The 18,964-nt window shown below is 69.5% G+C and carries 13 protein-coding genes; 5 read left to right on the plus strand and 8 right to left on the minus strand.

Going from position 1 to position 18,964, the window contains the following annotated elements; all coding sequences use genetic code 11:
- The first annotated feature begins 151 nt into the window (after window positions 1–151).
- The 3 genes from ACWDV4_RS10885 (at window position 152) to merB (ending at window position 2,968) form a co-directional block, all read left to right on the plus strand.
- Entirely contained in the window at window positions 152–1,072 is a 921-nt protein-coding gene (locus ACWDV4_RS10885) for a cyclase family protein (RefSeq protein WP_449976735.1), read from the plus strand.
- A gap of 556 nt (window positions 1,073–1,628) precedes the next feature.
- Window positions 1,629–2,150, plus strand: a complete 522-nt coding sequence (locus tag ACWDV4_RS10890) for an endonuclease domain-containing protein (protein WP_449976689.1) — start codon at window positions 1,629–1,631, stop codon at window positions 2,148–2,150.
- 149 nt (window positions 2,151–2,299) lie between these two features.
- Entirely contained in the window at window positions 2,300–2,968 is a 669-nt protein-coding gene (gene merB, locus ACWDV4_RS10895) for an organomercurial lyase (RefSeq protein ID WP_449976692.1), read from the plus strand.
- A gap of 41 nt (window positions 2,969–3,009) precedes the next feature.
- Here merB and ACWDV4_RS10900 read toward each other — a convergent pair whose 3' ends face one another.
- The 3 genes from ACWDV4_RS10900 to ACWDV4_RS10910 all read right to left on the minus strand — a co-directional run bounded on the left by ACWDV4_RS10900 (window position 3,010) and on the right by ACWDV4_RS10910 (window position 8,515).
- A complete protein-coding gene (locus tag ACWDV4_RS10900) occupies window positions 3,010–6,477 on the minus strand; it encodes a hypothetical protein (protein ID WP_449976695.1) in 3,468 nt (1,155 codons plus the stop codon).
- A 510-nt stretch (window positions 6,478–6,987) separates the two neighbouring features.
- Window positions 6,988–7,380: a hypothetical protein gene (locus ACWDV4_RS10905; protein WP_449976698.1), complete on the minus strand. Its 393-nt coding sequence runs from the start codon at window positions 7,378–7,380 to the stop codon at window positions 6,988–6,990.
- Between the two features lie 73 nt (window positions 7,381–7,453).
- Window positions 7,454–8,515 (minus strand): S66 family peptidase, encoded by a 1,062-nt coding sequence (locus ACWDV4_RS10910; protein WP_449976701.1) that lies wholly within the window; start codon window positions 8,513–8,515, stop codon window positions 7,454–7,456.
- Between the two features lie 215 nt (window positions 8,516–8,730).
- Here ACWDV4_RS10910 and ppc point away from each other — a divergent pair, with 215 nt between their 5' ends.
- On the plus strand, window positions 8,731–11,517 hold the full coding sequence (gene ppc, locus ACWDV4_RS10915) for a phosphoenolpyruvate carboxylase (RefSeq protein ID WP_449976702.1): 2,787 nt from the start codon (window positions 8,731–8,733) through the stop codon (window positions 11,515–11,517).
- A gap of 211 nt (window positions 11,518–11,728) precedes the next feature.
- Here ppc and ACWDV4_RS10920 read toward each other — a convergent pair whose 3' ends face one another.
- The 4 genes from ACWDV4_RS10920 to ACWDV4_RS10935 all read right to left on the minus strand — a co-directional run bounded on the left by ACWDV4_RS10920 (window position 11,729) and on the right by ACWDV4_RS10935 (window position 15,256).
- On the minus strand, window positions 11,729–12,439 hold the full coding sequence (locus tag ACWDV4_RS10920; protein WP_449976704.1) for an ABC transporter permease subunit: 711 nt from the start codon (window positions 12,437–12,439) through the stop codon (window positions 11,729–11,731).
- A gap of 114 nt (window positions 12,440–12,553) precedes the next feature.
- Window positions 12,554–13,465 carry an ABC transporter ATP-binding protein gene (locus ACWDV4_RS10925; RefSeq protein ID WP_449976706.1) on the minus strand — a complete coding sequence of 304 codons (912 nt, stop codon included), beginning with the start codon at window positions 13,463–13,465 and terminating at the stop codon, window positions 12,554–12,556.
- Window positions 13,462–14,349: an ABC transporter permease gene (locus ACWDV4_RS10930; protein ID WP_449976708.1), complete on the minus strand. Its 888-nt coding sequence runs from the start codon at window positions 14,347–14,349 to the stop codon at window positions 13,462–13,464. Before ACWDV4_RS10930 ends, ACWDV4_RS10925 begins: the two co-directional genes overlap by 4 nt.
- Window positions 14,336–15,256, minus strand: coding sequence for an ABC transporter ATP-binding protein (locus ACWDV4_RS10935; RefSeq protein WP_449976710.1), 921 nt, complete (start codon window positions 15,254–15,256; stop codon window positions 14,336–14,338). The genes ACWDV4_RS10930 and ACWDV4_RS10935 overlap by 14 nt, the downstream gene beginning before the upstream one ends.
- Window positions 15,257–15,526: 270 nt before the next feature.
- On the opposite strand from ACWDV4_RS10935, the gene cysC reads away from it, so the two are divergent.
- Window positions 15,527–17,056: an adenylyl-sulfate kinase gene (gene cysC / locus ACWDV4_RS10940; RefSeq protein WP_449976712.1), complete on the plus strand. Its 1,530-nt coding sequence runs from the start codon at window positions 15,527–15,529 to the stop codon at window positions 17,054–17,056.
- A 455-nt stretch (window positions 17,057–17,511) separates the two neighbouring features.
- Here the strand turns inward: cysC and ACWDV4_RS10945 are convergent, their stop codons facing one another.
- Window positions 17,512–18,729: an NADP-dependent isocitrate dehydrogenase gene (locus ACWDV4_RS10945; RefSeq protein WP_449976713.1), complete on the minus strand. Its 1,218-nt coding sequence runs from the start codon at window positions 18,727–18,729 to the stop codon at window positions 17,512–17,514.
- Window positions 18,730–18,964: the final 235 nt, after the last annotated feature.

The raw sequence follows: 18,964 nt of genomic DNA on the forward strand, positions 1-18,964 counted from the left end.
CTGCATACGCACGACAATCACCCCGCCTCCGGCCCGTACGGGGGTGAGCCGACCGGGCAGAGCGGGGAAGGTGAACCTTTCCACCCTATCGCCGTACGACGATCATGCGGGCATGCTTGCCCGTGTGACAGAACACGTGGAACCGGCACCGATGGGATCGCTTCAGTGGCGGGCGCAGTTCGACGCGGAGGTCGACTTCGTCAATGGCGGCGGACTGCGTACGGAGGGCTTCCGGCTGGACATTCCGGGCGCAGCGATCGGTGACGACGAGTTGGCGGCGCTCCTCGTCCGGCACCTCGGGCTGCTGATGGTGGCCGAGGTACGGATCAGCAACAAGACGATCATCCAGGAGGCACACAAGGGTGGCCGGGGCGTGACTGCCTCACCCAGTGTCGGGGCTCGTCGCATGGTCGAGTTGAGTCACGTCATCCGGGACGGGATGGTCACCCTGTCGGGCTTCCCGGCACCCCGGATCACCGACTGGATGAGCTGGGCGGACTCCCGCGAGCGGTACGCGCCGGGAACCGAGTTCCAGATCGGCCGAATCGACATGATCGCCAACACCGGCACCTACCTGGACACGCCCGCACACCGCTGGGCGGGGCAGTCCGACCTGGCCGGGGTGCCGCTGGACCGCCTCGCCGACCTGCCCGGCATCGTCGTACGGGTGCCAGCCGGAACACGTGCCGTCGACCGGCTGATGCTCGCCCCGTACGAGGTGGCCGGGCGGGCGGTGCTGCTGCACACCGGGTGGGACGAGCACTTCGGGACCGACCGGTACGGCGCGCCAGAGCACCCGTACCTGACCGGGGACGGCGCGCAGTGGCTGGTCGAGACAGGTGCGGCGCTGGTCGGCATCGACTCGATCAACATCGACGACATGGGCCCGGCGGCGGCTGGGACCCGACCGGCGCACAGCGCCCTGTTGGCTGCCGGCATCCCGATCGTCGAGCATCTACGCGGGTTGGGTCAGTTGCCGCCGGACGGCTTCCGATTCACCGCCGCACCGCCCCTGGTCGAGGGAATGGGCACCTTCCCCGTACGAGCCTTCGCCGTACTCGATGCCGCCTGATCTTCTGATCGCCGCCTGACGCCGCCTGACCGCCCGAGTTCGTGCACCGCTACCCCGCAACGGTGGCTTCTTGTCGTACATACGGGCCTTCGTTCGGGGCAGCGGGTGACTGCCGGGTGACGGCAAGCTGTCCGGATGCCCCGCGCACCCCAGGTACCCCGAGAGTTGGCGTTCCTCACGTTCTCCGGCAGTCGCGCCATCGCTGCCGGGTTGCTGACCAGGAGCATGCTCCGCGGGCCCGCCTGGCGCCGATTGCTGCCCGACATCTACCTGCACGCCAGCGCCTACCGGGAGGACGACCACCGGATGTGGTGTGACGCGGTCGCCCTCACCCTGCCGCCGAACGCAGCGATCGGGGGCTTGAGTGCGGCCTATCTGTGGGGCGTCAACCTGCTCGAACGCGACAGCCCGGTCTCTGTCGTACTGCCCGCCCCGACCCGGCGCCGCCCCAACCGACGCATTGCTGTCAGCCACCACACACTGGCAGCCGAAGACATCGGTCGCTTCGCCGGATTGCCGGTCACCACCCCCGTCCGGACCGCCTTCGACCTCGGCCGTGGCGTTCGAGCCCGACGGCGGTGCGTCCGAGACCGACGGGCGGCACCAGGGGCAGACCGAGGCGGTGGTGGCGGTGGACGCGCTTCTCCACCGCAGAGTGGTACGACTGCCCACGCTGGGCGAGTACCTTGCGACCCACCGCGGCTGGCCCGGAACCGCCCAGCTACGTAAGGTTCTGACGCTCGCCGAGCCATTGAGCGAGTCACCGATGGAGACCCGTCTCCGACTGCTCCTACACAACGCCGGCGCGCCACCGCTGACCGCCCAACACGACGTCCACGACGGGCGGGGCAGGTTCCTCGGCCGGATGGACCTGGCCTACCCACAGTGGCGTATCGCCATCGAGTACGAGGGCGACCACCACCGGGAACGCAATCACTTCCGCCGCGACGTCACCCGACTCAACGCACTGCGGGCGGCCGGGTGGCTCGTCCTTCGGTTCACCGCCGACGACGTACTCCGGCATCCCGCCCAAATCATCCGCCAAGTGAACCAGGCAATCCGCGAGCGCCGATCCTGATCATGTTCTGCCAATCGTGATCTGAACACCAGAGGCGCTACCGGGGTGGTGTAGCGCCTCTGGTGTTCAGATCACCAACATCGGTCCGGGTACGGGGTGGCCCTGGCTGCCCGGGTCGCCAGTGGCCAGCGCTTGGCGAAGATGGCCGGGTGACCAACGAAGAGCTTGAGGATCTACGACTCGCTGTCTATCGGAGCTTCGCCGACACGGGACGGGCACCGACCAGCCAGGAGCTTGCCGACCAACTACGGCTAACCATGCCAACGGTCGAGCAGGGGCTCGACGAACTTGCCACCCGACGGCACCTGGTCCTCGACGGGCAGGGCCAGATCATCATGGCCCACCCGTTCTCCGCGGTGCCGCTGGGCTTCGCGGTCATGGGCGGCCGGACCCTGTGGTGGGGTGGCTGCGCCTGGGATTCCTTCGCGCTGCCACATCTGCTACCCGACGAGGGCGAGATGCTGGTGTCGACCCGCTGCCCGGCCTGCGCTCGCCCACACGCCTGGAACGTCGGCCGTCAGCAGCCACCGACCGGTGACCAGGTCGCGCACTTCCTGGTCCCGACCGCCCGGATGTGGGACGACGTCGTACACACCTGTGACAACCAGCGGATCTTCTGCTCCCGCCACTGTGTGGACGACTGGCTGACCGCCACCAACTCGGCCCTGGGCTACGTCATGGATCTGAGCACCCTGTGGCACCTCGCTGCCGACTGGTACACCGGCCGCCTCGACCATGGGTACGTCCGGCGCGAGCCCGCGCAGGCAGCCGACTACCTGCGTCAGGTCGGCCTCACCGGCCCGTTCTGGGGCACCTGATCTCCCAGCACGCGCACTGCGATGCCCCTTGATCGACGCGGTCAACGGGGCTGGTCGCCGTCGAGGATGCGCTGCCAGGCGGAGACGTACAGTTCGGTCAGCGGGCGTTTCGGCCAGGAGACCCCCTCGACCACGCTCCCGTCGGCGGAGACCGTCAGGCCATAGAGCGACACCTTCCAGGATTCCAACGGAAGATGTTTCGTGTCCGCTTTGGCCCACCCACCCGGCAGGAACACCCCGCGCCCGGCCCGGGCCCGCTTCGCCTCGACCACCAAGGCACGCTCGACCAGCGCCGCCACCGCCGCCTTGTGCCGGGTCGGTGTCCACCCATTCCAGGTACGGATGTTCCGGTCGGTTGGTTGCAGCAGCGTCAACAGCTCCAGGTAGAGGGCGGCCGGGTCGGGTGCCAGGTCCAGCCGCTGGCCCACCTCGGCCACCAACTCCGGCACGCTGACCAGCGGGTACGCCTCATACGCCCCGTCGGGCAGCGCCCCAGACCGGATGCGCGCCACCATCCGCCCGCACTCCTCGCTGAGCAGCCACTGCACGGCGGTGAAGTCCCAGACGCCACTCCACGCCATGGCCCGCAACTGCTCGGATCGGGTGTCGTCGCCGTAGAACGCCGGACGGAAGAAGAGATTCGGGTCCTGCTCCCGCGAGACGCCCCGGATTGAATAAGTCCCGCCGAGAGTGACAACGGTGAGACCATCGTCGATGGTCGCCACGTCGAGCGGCTCCGGGCCGTGGTACGGCTTGTCGCCGAAGCGGGCTCGCAACTCCTGCTCGGTACGGTGACGGTAGTACGCGCTACCGGCGTTCAACAGGAGCCCCGGGTGGGAGAGCCGGGCGCGCAGCAGTTCCACCGTGTCAGGGACGCCAGCCCTGACCGGGTCACCGGCGGGCAGTTCGGCGTAGGCCCACTGGGCCCCGATGGCGAGGTTTCTCAGCAGGTTCCCAAATCGCCAGACGCCCGTGCCCCCATCGCCATCGGTGACCTTGTAGCCGTACTCCCCCTTCTTGATCCAGGTGTCCAGGTTGGTGGTGAGGGACGCAACGGCGTGCGGCTCCGCAAGCGTCACGCACAGCTCGGTGGTGGAGTCGACCGTAGGCAGCTTCATCGCCGCCGTCAGGGTCGCCTCGGGCACACTGACCCTACGGCCGACCAAGGAATTCCACCGCTGTGCCACCCGCTCGGCCACCGTGCTCATCCTGCCTGGCTCCCACAGTTCGGCCGGGTCGGCGGGCAGCACATCGGCGAGCAGATCGAGCCGCTGCTCCACGCTGAGCACCCCAAGTTCCCGCCGGCCGGCTTCAGCCTCGGCGGTCTTCAACCGGAGGATCTTCCGTTCCGTCTCGTCCAGGAACGGCAGGCTGTAGGAGCCGGTACCGGGAATGCCGGCGAGGATGAGCCCGGCGGCGGGGCGGCTCAACCCCGTACGCTCGGCGAGCACACTGACCGCCGCGTCGTCGTACGGCACCGGCCCCCGCTCTCGGACGAGGGCGACGAGGCGACGCAGCGCGTCCGCTCCGCCCCAACCCCGAGGGGCGTCCGCCACCTCGACGACGGTTCCCAGCGCCGACGGATCACCAGTGGCGGCAGGCACATCCCCGGCACCGGTACGCAGTTCGACGAATCGACGCTGACCCCTAGCGGCCCAGCCGACGGCCACCGCCGCCCCGTACTCCTCGCGGGTGAGCAGCTGCCCGGTCTGCTCCGTCGCCACCACACCGATGCGCAGCGACGCCTCTGGACCAGCGAAGGGCGTCTGCGCCCAGACCTCCAACAGGGCCAGCAGTCGCGCCCGACGCTCGTCCCGGGTGGAGGCGGCCACGGCCCGCAGGGCGACAGCACCGATCCGGCCGATCAGTGACACCCAGTAGTCGGTGACCGGCACCCCATTCTTGGTCTCGGCGGCGAACCGATCCGTGGTCACGGCACCGGTGAGGAAATCACCGAGAAGCTGGATCCCGCGCAGCGACCCACTACGGTCCTGCGCTGCCCAACGTTCGGACAGCCCGTACAGCGCCCTGGGCACCTTGGCATCGTCCAGCAAATGCCAGGTTGTCTCGTCCGCCGGTACCGTCCCGGCCGACGCTGGTTCGGTCCCTGCCCCAGCCGCCTGGTCTGCCCCGTCCGCCTCAGCCGGCTGGTCTGCTACGGCCACCTGGTCTACGACGGCTGATTGGCGCATCCGGCGTAGCGCGGGCACTCGTTCCAGGTCGATCCGGTCCCGGTGCCGGTCGAGACTCTTGCGCAACAGCGGCGCGAACACCGGGTCGGCGACCAGTGCCGGGATGTCCTCTTCGGGGTCCCGGTCGGACAGCCAGACGTGGAAGTCGAGCCCGGCGTCCGCAGCCGGAGCCGCCACCGGTACGCCGTTCGCGAGGCAGGTCTCCAACACCCGTACGTCGATCGCACGCTGCCCGTAGTCGGTGCCGTGCAGCCGGACGGGGATGTCGTCGTCGACGAGCCGGGCACTCAGTGCGGCGATGAGCCACCCGAACTGACGCGGCAGCGTCCGGTACACCCGGTCCCGGGGGGCCCGCCTCGCGTGGATGACGGCCCGGCTGAGCCAACGTGCCGCAGTCTGGGCTGGCTCGGCTCGAACGACGCCTTCCTGCACGGCTGCCTCGGTTCGGATAGCTGGCGCACACGCCAGGAGGTCGAGCGCGCCGGTGTCGTTGAGCAGCTCGAACCACCAGCCGTCGATACGGTCGGCCACGGGAAACACGTCGAGCAGCCGGCGCTGGTTCCGCGTCGAGCCCTTGGCCAGCGCGATGAGCGCCGGCCGCCACGCCTTCCACACCGCCACTGGCGTCTCACGGATCGCGGATAACGGCAGCAGCCGTTCGATGAGGTGCTGCTGCTCGGCGTTGACGTCCCGGCCAGCGGCGCGCGCCGCTGCCGCGAGCTGTCGTGGCAACTCCGGCCAGGGCGGCTGGCCGTACCGGGTTCGCAGCTCAGCCAACTCGATCAGCGCGGCGAGCGCGGGTTCCGGCGCGTACCGGTCACGCAGCGCGGCCCCGAACTGGCCGGCTGCCTTGGCGCTGATCGCTCCCGCCGCAGCGAACTCCCGGTGGCTCGCCAACCAGCTGTCGCCGTCGACCGGGAGGCCGTGCTCCTCCTCGAACTCCCGCGCCCGGCCGAACGCCATCGCCGCCCGTTTGGTGTCCCGCGCCGCAGCGAGCTGCCGGCCAGCATGTTCCCAGAAGACCGGCAGGTGCCCCACCGGCAACCGGCGGGCCACCCACTCGTAGGTGACCATCGCGTCGTGGGGGGCCTTACCGGCGGCCCGCTTCAGGTCGTCGACCACCGCAAGGGCCGCCGCAGCGTTCTCCGGATCGGTGATGAGCGCCCAGGCGGGGTACGCCCGGCAGGCAAGCACCTGCGCGGGAATCGGAACGCACTCCTGGCCCGCCTTGTCGCGGCAGGTCACACCCGTCTCGGTCAGGCTGAGCTCGTACCCGTCGCTGGCCGGAACCCAGACAGCCTCGCTGCTGCTCTGCATGGCGGGCATGATGACAAACCAGGCTGACATTCTCCGATGAGCGGCCCGACTCGTCATGGCGGACATCCGATAGAGCTGGCCCTACCACGGCCTCGGGGCAGCGCATGGCCGCCTCGTGCCGGCAGGCTGTCGGAATGCCCCGGGCACCGCACATCCCCAGGAGTTGGCCTTCCTCCCGTTCTCCGGCAGTCGCGCCGTCGCCGCTGGCCTGGTCACCTGGCGAATGCTTCGCGGCCCGTCCTGGCGGCGGCTGTTGCCCGACATCTACGTCCACATTGACGGTTACCGTGCGGACGACCATCGGATGTGGTGCGACGCGGTTGCCCTGACCTTGCCGACGGGCGGTGCCATCAGCGGCCGCAGCGCGGCGTTTCTGTGGGGCGTCGACCTCCTACCGCGCCAGAGCCCGGTCTTCATCACACTTCCGGGTACGGCCAGCCGACGCTCCCACCTTCGCGTGGCGGTCAGCCAGCGATCGTTACCGCCCAGGAGATCACCCGGTTCGCCGGGCTACCGGTCACCCCCGGTGTCTTCACCGCGTTCGACCTCGGGCGGCAGTTGCCCCGGTCGGACGCGCTGGTCGCGGTGGACGCACTGCTGCATCGGCGGGTGGTCAAGCTCTCCGAGTTGGCCAGCTACCTGGACGCGCACATCGGCTGGCCTGGCACCGCCCGACTGCGCGAGTTGCTCACGCTGGCCGAGCCGCTGAGCGAGTCCCCGATGGAGAGTCGGCTCCGGCTCATCCTGTACGACGCCGGTCTGCCGCGCCTGACCGCGCAGCACGACGTCTATGGTGCCCACACGCAGCGCGGACGTATCTTTCTCGGCCGCGTCGACCTGGCCTACCCCCGGTGGCGTATCGCCGTCGAGTACGAGGGCGACCACCACCGGGAACGCGCACACTTCCAGCGCGACATCGCTCGACTCAACGCACTACGTGCGGCGGGCCAACACGCAGGCCGGCGCAACGGCCAGCTCAGTAGCGGACGGAGATGCGCTGAGTCACCGCGTCGACCCGGGCGATGCCGCCGTACGGGACGATCAACTGCGGGTCGGTGTGCCCGATGTCGAGGTCGAACACGACCACGGCATCCGGGGCGTACTCGGCGAGGGCGCGCAGCACGGCGGCGCGCTGCGCCTCGGCGTACGCCTGCTTCTGCTCCTGGGTGTGGGGTTTCGCGAAGTCCCAGGCCTTCGGGCGACCGACCAGTACGGCCGGGAAGCCGGCGAGCAGGCCGCGCTCGCCGAGGTTGCGCAGAATGCGGTAGACCTCGACGTCGGAGGGCAGTTCCTCGGAGGTCTCCAGCAGGAAGACCGAGCCGGCGTACGCCTCGCTCGGACCGACCCGACCGGCCTGGAGAATCCAGGAGAGGATCTCAAGATTCCCGCCCCAGATCGGCCCTTCGATGGTGCGCGCCGGCCCGTGCCAGCTCCAGCCGCCGCCCGGAAACATGGTCAACGGGCGGTCCAGGCTCGCCGGGTCCTGCCAGTCGTTTGGCTGATCTCCCCATTCGTCGGCGGGCGTGAGGTCGTACCAGTCGGAGGTGAACAGGGCGGCCCGCAGCGAGTCGAGGCTGGCCGGGTGCATGGTGACCGGTCGGCCGAGGTGTACCAGCACCGATCCGCCGTGGTAGCCGACAATGCCGAGGCCGTGCAGATGGTGGAGCAGGTTGGTGTTGTCCGAGTAGCCGAAGAACGGCTTCGGGTTGGCGCGTAGCACCTCGTCGTCCAGGTGCGGGATGACGGTGACCTGGTCGTCGCCGCCAACGGTGGCCAGTACGGCGGTGATCGTCGGGTCGGCGAACGCGGCGGTGAGGTCCCGGGCCCGGTCGCGCGGGTTGGCCTGCCACTGTCGGGTGGTCGGATATTCCACCGGCTCCAGGCCCAGCTCGTCGCGGAGCCGGCGCAAACCAAGCTCGTGTACGTGCGGAAAGATCGCCGGCAGCGCGGCGGACGGCGACACGACAGCGACTCGATCGCCCGGCTTCGGCTTCGCCGGGTACTGCCGCGACTGCGTTGATGATCTCAGCTCATGCATGTTGAGACGCTATCGGCCGAACCAAACGATTAAATCTCTCATGAGGTGACATAGTGACCAGCAAGGAGCGTCCCCACCGGCTGAGGTGTTAGGAAGGGCCCCTTCCTATACAAAAAACGATAGGAAGGGGCCCTTCCTAACACCAGGGCGCACGCGGATACGATCCAGCCAGTCGGACAGCGCTGTCCTTCGCACTTTTGGGTAAGGAGCGCATGGTGACCGACCTGCATGATCCCAACGGACCCGACGCCGCCCTCCGGGCCGACATCCGCCGGCTCGGCACCCTGCTCGGGCAAACTTTGGCCCGCCAAGAAGGCCCCCCGCTGCTCGACCTCGTCGAGGAGATCCGGGCCCTGGTCCGTTCCGACGCCGAAGCCGCCGCCACCCGGCTCGCCGCGATGGACGTCACCACCGGTACGAAGCTGGCGCGGGCCTTCTCCACCTACTTCCACCTGGCCAACATCACCGAACAGGTGCACCGGTCCCGGGACCTGCGCCGGCAGCGCGCCGCTCAGGGTGGCTGGCTGGACCAGGCGGCCCGACTGATCGCCGAGCGCGGGGTACCGGCCGAGGAGATCGCGGCAGCAGCCCGGCGGCTGGCCGTACGGCCGGTCTTCACCGCCCACCCCACCGAGGCGGCCCGCCGGTCGATCCTGTCGAAGTTGCGCGCGGTCGCCGACGAACTGGACGCCGAAACCGCCAACGCGGTGCTGTACGGGGCGAGCGACGAGGGCCCCACCAACCGGCGGCTGGCCGAACTACTCGACCTGCTGTGGCAGACCGACGAGCTGCGACTGGACCGGCCTGACCCGACCGACGAGGCGCGCAACGCGATCTTCTACCTGCGTGACCTGTACGCCGCCGCCACCCCACAGGTACTCGACGATCTCGCCGACACGCTGCGCCGGCTGGGAGTGGAGACCTCCCCCACTGCCCGCCCGCTGACCTTCGGCACCTGGATCGGCGGCGACCGGGACGGCAACCCGTTCGTCACCCCACTGGTCACCCGGGACGTCCTGCTCATCCAGTACGAGCACGGCATCCAGGCCACCGAGGCGGCGTTGGAGGGGCTGATCAGCGAGATCTCGGTCTCTCGGCGGCTGCGCTCGGTGTCGCTGGATCTCTCGGCCAGCCTCGCCACCGACCTGGACGCGCTGCCCGAGGTGGCACCCCGGTTCCGGCGGGTCAACGCTGAGGAGCCGTACCGACTCAAGGCCCGCTGCATCAAGGCGAAGCTGGCCAACACCCGGCTCCGGCTGAGTCGGGGCACCCCGCACGTGCCGGGGCGGGACTACCGGGGGTCGGCCGAGCTGATCTCCGACCTGGAGCTGATGCGCGCCTCGCTGGCCCGTAACTCCGGCCAGCTCACCGCCGTCGGCCGGCTCGCCACCGCCATCCGTACGGTTTCCGCCTTCGGTCTGCACCTGGCGACGATGGACGTACGCGAGCACGCCGAGGCGCACCACGCGGTGCTCGCCCAGCTCTACGGGCAGGTCGGCGAGGTAACCGACTACAACACGCTGCCCCGGGGCGAGCGTACGAAGCTGCTCGCCGAGGAACTGGCCGGCCGTCGTCCGCTTTCTACAGTGGACACACCATTGACCGAGGCGGCCCGCAAGACGTTCAACGTCTTCGGCACGATCCGTGAGGCGCAGGACCGGTTCGGCAGCGAAGTGATCGAGTCGTACATCATCTCGATGACGATGGGGGCCGACGACGTACTGGCGGCCGTGGTGCTGGCCCGGGAGGCCGGCCTGGTGGACGTGCACAGCGGGCGGGCGCGGATCGGTTTCGTACCGCTGCTGGAGACCCCGGCGGAGCTGAACGCCGGCGGTGAACTCCTCGACGAACTGCTCTCCCTGCCGGCGTACCGGGCGATCGTCGCGGCCCGGGGGCACGTGCAGGAGGTGATGCTCGGTTACTCCGACTCCAACAAGGAGGCCGGGATCACCACGAGCCAGTGGTCCATCCACAAGGCGCAGCGCGCGCTGCGCGACGTGGCGGCCCGGCACGGCGTACGGCTGCGGTTGTTCCACGGTCGCGGCGGTACGGTCGGTCGGGGCGGTGGGCCCACGCACGAGGCGATCCTGGCCCAGCCGTACGGCACGCTGGACGGCGCGATCAAGGTGACCGAGCAGGGCGAGGTCATCTCCGACAAGTACACCCTGCCGTCACTGGCCCGGGAAAACCTGGAACTGACCCTGGCCGCGGTGTTGCAGAGCGCCCTGCTGCACACCACCCCCCGCCAGCCGGCCGAGATGCTGGAACGTTGGAACGAGACCATGGAGCTGGTCTCCGACACGGCCTTCCGGCAGTACCGGTCGCTGGTCGAGAATCCGGACCTGCCGGCGTACTTCTGGGCCTCCACCCCAACCGAGTTGCTGGGCGCGCTCAACATCGGCTCCCGGCCGGCGAAGCGCCCCAACACCGGGGCCGGGCTCGGTGGCCTGCGGGCCATCCCGTGGGTCTTCGGCTGGACCCAGACCCGGCAGATCGTGCCCGGCTGGTTCGGGGTCGGTACCGGGCTGGCCGCCGCCCGGGAGGCCGGGCTGTCGGACGTACTGGCCGAGATGCACCGCAACTGGCACTTCTTCGGCACGTTCCTGTCGAACGTCGAGATGATGCTGACCAAGACCGACCTGAACATCGCCCGGCGGTACGTGGAAACTCTGGTGCCGGAGCCGCTACACCCGATCTTCCACAAGATCGAGGAGGAGTACGAGCGGACGAAGAGCGAGGTGCTCGCCGTCACCGCCTCCCCCGAGCTGCTGGAGAACTCGCCGGTGTTGCAGCGGACCCTCGCCGTTCGGGACACCTACCTCGAACCGTTGCACCACCTACAGGTGGCGTTGCTACGCCAGTACCGGGACTCGGGGGCGGCCGGCCGGGCGGTCGCCACCGCCCCTGGGGGCCGACGCGCTCCGAGCGACGGTACGGCGTTGGAACGGGCCCTGCTGACCACGGTCAACGGGATCGCCGCCGGTATGCGCAACACCGGCTGAGCCGCACTCGGGACGTACAACGGCCGACTGCACCCCGCACACGGCACCCAGCATGCGCAGCAGTGCTGGGTGCTGGGTGCTGGGTGCTGGGTGCTGGGTGCCGTGCGCGGGGTGCGGGGTGCGGTGCGGTGCGGTGCGGTGCGCTTCAGGTGTTAGGAAGGGACCCTTCCTATGCAGAAAGCGATAAGAAGGGGCCCTTCCTAACACCGCATCAGCTTGTCTCGCCCGCCACGCTGAACGAACGCAGCCGGTGGATGGCCAGCACCGTGAACCCGACCGAGAACACCACGGTCATCACGAGCGCCACCGGCGTCGATACGGTGGTGCTGATCAGTTCGGTCGGCGCGATCCGATCGGCCAGGGCCGCCACGTACTGCTGGATGGAGAGCACCTGGGTGCCACTGACGACGTTGCCCAGCAGCCCCTCCCAGATCAGCACGTAAACCAGGCCGAGCAGGACCGGCCGTCGGGTGACCAGGCTGAGCGCCAGGAACAGCGCCGAGTACGCCAGCGCGCCGACCGTACCGGCTGCCGCCAGCCCGAGCCCGAACCGTACCGACTCGGCGAGCACCCCGGCGACGTAGAGCGGGACGGCGGTGGTCAACGCGGTGACCCCGGTCGCCACGAGCAGCTTCGGCAACACGATCTGCCAGCGGGGCAACGGCTTGGTCAGGATGTGCACGATCGTGCCGTCGTCGATCTCGGAGCCGAGCACGCCGGTGCCGACGACCAACGCGACGACCGGCAGCACCACGGCCAGCCCGAGGCCCAGCAGCACCGGTGGCCCCCACTCGCCGGGGTCGACACCGAAGGACCGGCCCATCACGGCGAGAACGATCAGCAGGGCGGGTAGGGGCAGCAGCATCAGGAACCGCCGGCGGCCGAAGAGCCCACGGGCGGTGATCCACGAAACCGTCGACATAATTACTCCTTCGTTTGCGACTGCGGGGCTCGCAAAACCGGCTCTTCTCGCATTCCGGCTCGGTCGCATCCCACGCGGACCGCCCCGGAACGCTCGCTCCTCGCGCGCACGACCTCAGGCCTCCACCAGGTAGGAGAAAACGCTCTCCAGGGACTCGTCTGAGGGCAGCAGCCGGCGTACCCGGATGCCGGACGCCAGCGCAATCTTGGGCAGGGCGCGGGTGAAGGTGCCGTAGTCGCCGGCGCGTACGGTCAGGCCGGTCCGGTCGATCTCGACCCCGGTCACCGACGGCTCGCCGATCAGGGCGACCGCCAACCGCCGGTCGTCGGTGGACTGCACCGCGAAGACGTGCGGCCGGTTGGTCATCAGCCGCCGGATCGTCCGGAAGTCACCGGAGGCGGCCAGCCGGCCCGCCACGATCACCTGTACGGTGCCGGAGACCTGTTCGACCTCCTCCAGGATGTGCGAGCTGAACAGGATCGTCCGGCCCTGCTCACCGAGCCGGTGCAGCAGGTCCATCATGTGCAGCCGCTGCCGGGGGTCCATGCCGTTGAACGGCTCGTCCAGCAGCAGCACCGCCGGGTCGTGCACCAGTGCCGCCGCGACCCGGGTGCGCTGCCGCATGCCCTTGGAGTACGTGTCGATCCGCCGGTCCTGGACGGCGGTCATCTCGACCAGTTCGATGGCCCGTCGTGCCGCCGTCGCCGGGTCGGGCAGCTTGTGCAGCTTCGCGCTGGCCAGCACGAACTCGTACGCGGTGAGGAAGGTGTGCACCGCCTCCCGTTCGCTGACCAGGCCGAGCTGGCGGTAGACGGCGGGGTTGCGCCAGGTCGGGCTGCCGTCGACGGTGACGGTGCCCCGGGACGGGGCGAGGAAGCCGGCCATCATGTGCAGCAGGGTGGTCTTCCCGGCACCGTTGGGGCCGAGCAGGCCGGTCACGCCGGCACCGAGGCTCATGCTCACGTCGTTGACGGCAACCACGTTGCCGTACCAGCGGGAGACCCCGGTCAACTCCACAGTGGTCATTTCGCGGCGACCTTCCGGTAGCGGGCGAGCAGCAGGGTGACGCAGCCGGCGACCAGCAGAATCATGGCCGCGAGGTAGATCGGGCCGGTGTCACCGATGGTCATCTCCAGGCCCGGCTCGGGGAACAGCCAGCCGCCGACGGACTGCACCAGGGTGGACGGGGAGGCCAGGAAGGCCAGCTCGTTGACGATCCGGGAGGGCATGACCGACAGCACACCGACGATCGGGGTGGTCATCAGAAACACCGCGACGATCCCACCGGCGGCGAACGCCCGCTTACCGGTCAGCGAGGCCACCAGCAGACTGATCGCGGCGAAGACCACCGCCCACATCCCGGCATAGAGCAACCCGGGTACGAGGTCGAGGAACTCGTCCCACACGCCGCGCATTCCGGTCTTGGTGGTGAACGCTCCCCCGGCGAACATCAACAGTTGCGGGCCACCGAGCAGCAGCCACACGGCCGAGGCCAGCGCGGCGAGCTTGGCCAGCGCATAGTCCGAGCGGCGCAGCGGCCGGGAGAAGTAGAGCGGGAGGACGCCGCTGTGCAGGTCCCGGGAGACCAGTTCCGGGGCGAGCACCGCGACGAAGAAGATCAGCAGCCAGCTCATCGACCCGGCGAACTGGGGGTAGGTCATGACCACTTCGCCGAACTGGGCCCGGACGGCGGTGAGGACGGCGGCGACCACGGTCATGATGCCGACGATCAGCCACGGGAAGATCTTGGCTTTGGCGCTTCGGCCCAGGCCGAAGGCGGTACGCAGGCCGTGCAGGTAGAGGGAGCCGACGACGTACCGGCGGCCGAGGCGGGGCCCGTCGTACCGCTGGTAGCCGATGTCGTGGATCACCCCGCTGGGCGCGGCGCTGCGGGTCTCAAGCGTGGACACTGGCAACCTCCCGGGTGGCGAAGAGCTCGGCCACGCGGTGCCGCCGCTGGTCGAGGCGGTGCAGCGGCAGGTCCAACTCGGCCACCGCGGTCAGGATCAGGTCGTACGTCCCATCGGAGGCCAACGGTACGAGCAGCAGCTGCCCTTCTCGCCGTACCGGTAGGTCGAGGGCGACCAGTCGGGCGGCGAGTTCGTCGGTGCCCTCGCTGACCTCGACGGCGAGCACGTCGGTCGCCTCGGTCATCGCCGAGATGTGGTCCGAGCGCAGTAGCCGGCCGCCGTCGATCGCGACCAGCGAGTCGCAGATCCGCTCGACCTCACCGAGCAGGTGGGAGCAGACCAGGACCGAGATGCCGAACTCGGTGCCGATCCGGTGGATGAGGCCGAGCATGGCGTCCCGGCCGGCCGGGTCGAGCCCGTTGGTCGGCTCGTCCAAGAGCAGCAGGTCGGGATCGTGCACCAGCGCCTGGGCGAGTTTGACCCGCTGTTTCATGCCGGTGGAGTAGCCGCCAATCTGCCGGTAGCGCTCCTCGTAGAGTCCGACGTGGCGCAGCGCCTCGGAGGCCCGTTCCCGGGCGATGGTGCGGGGCAGACCGCTGATCCGGCCGAGGTGGGTGACGAACTCGGCGGCCGACAGGTCGGGCGGCAGGCAGTCGTGTTCCGGCATGTAGCCGACGCGGGCGCGGACCGCCGCCGCGTCGGTCGTCGGATCGAGGTCGAGCACCCGCACCTGACCGCTGGTTGGCGCGAGCAGACCAAGCATGATCTTGATAAACGTGGACTTGCCCGCGCCGTTGGCGCCGACCAGTCCGACGATTCCCGGTTCGACGGCGACCGTCAGGTCGGCCAGCGCGGTCACCCGCCCGCCGTACGTCTTGGTGAGCGACTGGGTCGCGATCAGTGTCACCGGCTCAGCCTAGGGACCGGGCGCTCGTTACGGTGGACATCCCGGCCCTGGTCGCCCCCTGATCCTTCCCGGTTCTCCCCCATTAGGGGACGCCTCGGCGGCCGCTGGTGGCAGGCCGGAACGGGCTGCCCGAAGAGGTCTTCGGCGACCGTACGGAAGCGTGTTCGGAGGGGTGCTCGGCGAGGTGTCGGACAGCTGGGTGGAGTGGCGCTCTCGACCGATCGGCGGTCGGCTGCGAAACTGTGTGCCGATCGGTTGTCTGGGGGTGCGATGAGCAACGGATGGGTGCTGCCCGACGAGGTGCTGCGGGACGCGCCGGCGTACACGCCGCGTCCGCACGAGCTGGCCGATCTTGAGTTACTACTCAGCGGGGCCTACGAACCGCTGACCGGCTTCCTCGGACGGGCGGACCTGGCCTCGGTGGCCCGACGTGGACGGTTGGCCGACGGCACGGCATGGCCGGTACCGGTGACCCTGCACGTGCCCTCGGGGCTGGTCGAAGGGCTGGACCTCGGCGATCCGCTACGCCGGGCACTGGTCCTCACCGACAGCGAGGGCGCCCCGATGGCGCTGCTGGAGGTGACCGACACCTGGCCGGCCCGGGACGGTACGGCCGGGGTCGGCGGCGAGATACGCCGGATCGGGGACGGCGGGCACGGCCCGTTCCAGCGGCTGCAACGTACTCCGGCCGAGGTCCGGGCGCTGCTACCCGCCGGCCGGGTGCTCGGGGTCATCGCCGACCGGCCATTGCACCGCCCACAGCTGGCCCAGATCGCCCACGCGACCCGGACCCTCAACGCCCATCTGCTGATCCTGATTCCGGTGGCAGAGGGCGGCAGGGAAGGGCTGCCGCCCGAGGTGCTGGTACGGAGCGTGTTCGCCGCCCGGGACCGGATGCCGCCGGCCACCCTGGTCGCCGTACCCATGGCCCGGCGGGGAGACGAGATCACCGACGCCCTGCTGCGGGCCCGGGTCGCCGCCGCGTACGGGGTGAGCCATCTGCTCTCCACCGTCGACACGCTCTCCGGCGGTGGGTTGCGGGTGCTGGTGCCCCGCGAACTGGCCTACGACAACCGGGACGGACAGTGGCGGTGGCGGGAGGACATCCCGCCACGCAACCGGCGCCTGGCGCTGAGCAACGAGGAGATCGAGGACCTGCTCGACCGGGGCTTCCCGCTGCCCGAGTGGCACACCCCGCCTGCGGTCGCCAAGGAACTCTCCCGGGCCCGGCCACCACGTCGGCAGCGAGGTCTGGTGGTGTTCTTCACCGGGCTGTCCGGGTCGGGCAAGTCCACCATCGCCCGGGGTCTGGCCAACTCGTTGCGGGAGAGCGGAGACCGGACCGTCACGCTGCTCGATGGCGACGTGGTCCGCCGGGAACTCTCCGCCGGCCTCGGCTTCAGCAAGGCCGACCGGGACCTCAACGTACGCCGCATCGGCTGGGTGGCGGCCGAGATCGCCCGACACCGGGGGTTGGCGCTGTGCTGCCCGATCGCGCCGTACGCCCAGGCTCGCTCGGCGGCGCGCGCCATGGCCGCTGCGGCCGGGGCCGGCTTCCTGCTGATTCACGTCGCCACCCCGCTGGAGGTGTGCGAGCAGCGGGACCGTAAGGGCCTCTATGCCCGTGCCCGGTCCGGTCAGCTTGTTGGGATGACGGGCATCGACGACCCGTACGAGGTGCCGACCGACGCCGACCTGGTGTTGGACACCAGTGAACTGAGCGTCGAGGAGGCCGTACACGCGGTGCTGCACCACCTGACCGAGACCGGTTGGGTGGAGTCCCGGCTGCAATCGGCCTGAGTCGCGCCCGACCAACTGGCGGTACGGCCATGGGGTTAACGGCTGTGCGGCCAGCCGTACGGCCCATGAGCGGTACGGCCGCCAGAACCGGCACGGCCGCTGGGCGGCACAGAACCCGCTGGGCACAGAACAGGGGCGCGGGGGGCCCGGGTAGTGGGCCCCCCGCTGGGAAGGGACGGCCGGCTGTGCGCGACAGCCGGGAAGACCGATCGATCGGCCGGCGCCCTGTCTCGGGGCGGCTGCTAGCGATCGACCTTCCTGGACGCGACTGGCATCACATCCAACCTGTTCAACGACCCGGCGCGGCCGACAGTGACGGGCAGTGATCGTCAGCTGCCGGCGTACGGTTTCCGGGAGCCCGGGTAGCGAACAGCCCGCCGGCACACGGCCGACGGGCTGTCGTGGGTGTGATCAGATCTCGCCGTTGCTGACGAGTCCGGTCTTCGGTACGCGGATCAGGCGCCGAGCTTCTTCGCCAGGTTCGCGTCGAGCGCGGCCATGAACTCGTCGGTGGAGAGCCACGGCGCGTCCCGGGAGATGAGCAGCGCCAGGTCCTTGGTCATCTGCCCGCCCTCGACGGTCTCGACGATGACCTGCTCCAGGGTGTTGGCGAACTCGGTCACCGCCGGGGTGCCGTCCAGCTTGCCCCGGTGGGCCAGGCCCCGGGTCCAGGCGTAGATCGAGGCGATCGGGTTGGTCGAGGTCTTCTCGCCCTTCTGCCACTGCCGGTAGTGCCGGGTGACGGTGCCGTGCGCCGCCTCGGCCTCGACGGTACGGCCGTCCGGGGTCATCAGCACCGAGGTCATCAGGCCGAGCGAGCCGAAGCCCTGCGCGACGGTGTCGGACTGCACGTCGCCGTCGTAGTTCTTGCAGGCCCAGACGAAGCCGCCCTCCCACTTGAGCGCGGCCGCCACCATGTCGTCGATCAGCCGGTGCTCGTAGGTGATGCCGGCGGCCTCGAACTCGGCCTTGAACTCGGTCTCGAACACCTCGGCGAAGATGTCCTTGAACCGGCCGTCGTACGCCTTGAGGATGGTGTTCTTGGTCGACAGGTAGACCGGGTAGCCCCGGTCCAGGCCGTAGCGCAGCGAGGCGCGGGCGAAGTCACGGATCGACTCGTCGAAGTTGTACATGCCCATCGTGACGCCGCCGCCGGGGAAGTTGGCGACCTCCATCTCGACCGGGGCGCTGCCGTCGGCCGGGGTGTAGGTGAGGGTCACCGTGCCCGGGCCGGGGACGACGAAGTCGGTCGCCTTGTACTGGTCGCCGTGCGCGTGCCGGCCGATGATGATCGGCTTGGTCCAGCCCGGCACCAGGCGCGGCACGTTCGACATGATGATCGGCTCACGGAAGACCACGCCGCCGAGGATGTTACGGATGGTGCCGTTGGGCGAGCGCCACATCTTCTTGAGGCCGAACTCCTCGACCCGGGCCTCGTCCGGAGTGATGGTGGCGCACTTGACACCCACACCGTGCTGCTTGATGGCGTTGGCGGCGTCGACGGTCACCTGGTCGTCGGTGGCGTCACGGTGCTGGATCGACAGGTCGTAGTAGTGCAGGTCGACGTCGAGGTAGGGCAGGATCAGCTGCTCTCGGATCTGCTTCCAGATGATCCGGGTCATCTCGTCGCCGTCGAGTTCTACGACCGGGTTGGTTACCTTGATCTTCGCCATCGACCGGCGCTCCTCTCGCGGGACATGCTCTAGCAGTACGAGCGTACTGCCCGAGGTCCGGGGCACGTCACTCACCCTCGACACCCACGACCGGGACCCGAGCTGATCATGCTCCGGGTGCCACTGCTGCCGCCGTCCGCCTAGACGAGTAGTTCCGAAACCTGGTCAGTGGTCGTAAGCGATCAGTGATCGGGTGACGGGTGCTCCGGTCTTGTTGTTGTGCCAGATCCCGGCG

The sequence above is a fragment of the Micromonospora sp. NPDC003197 genome (assembly GCF_053590565.1).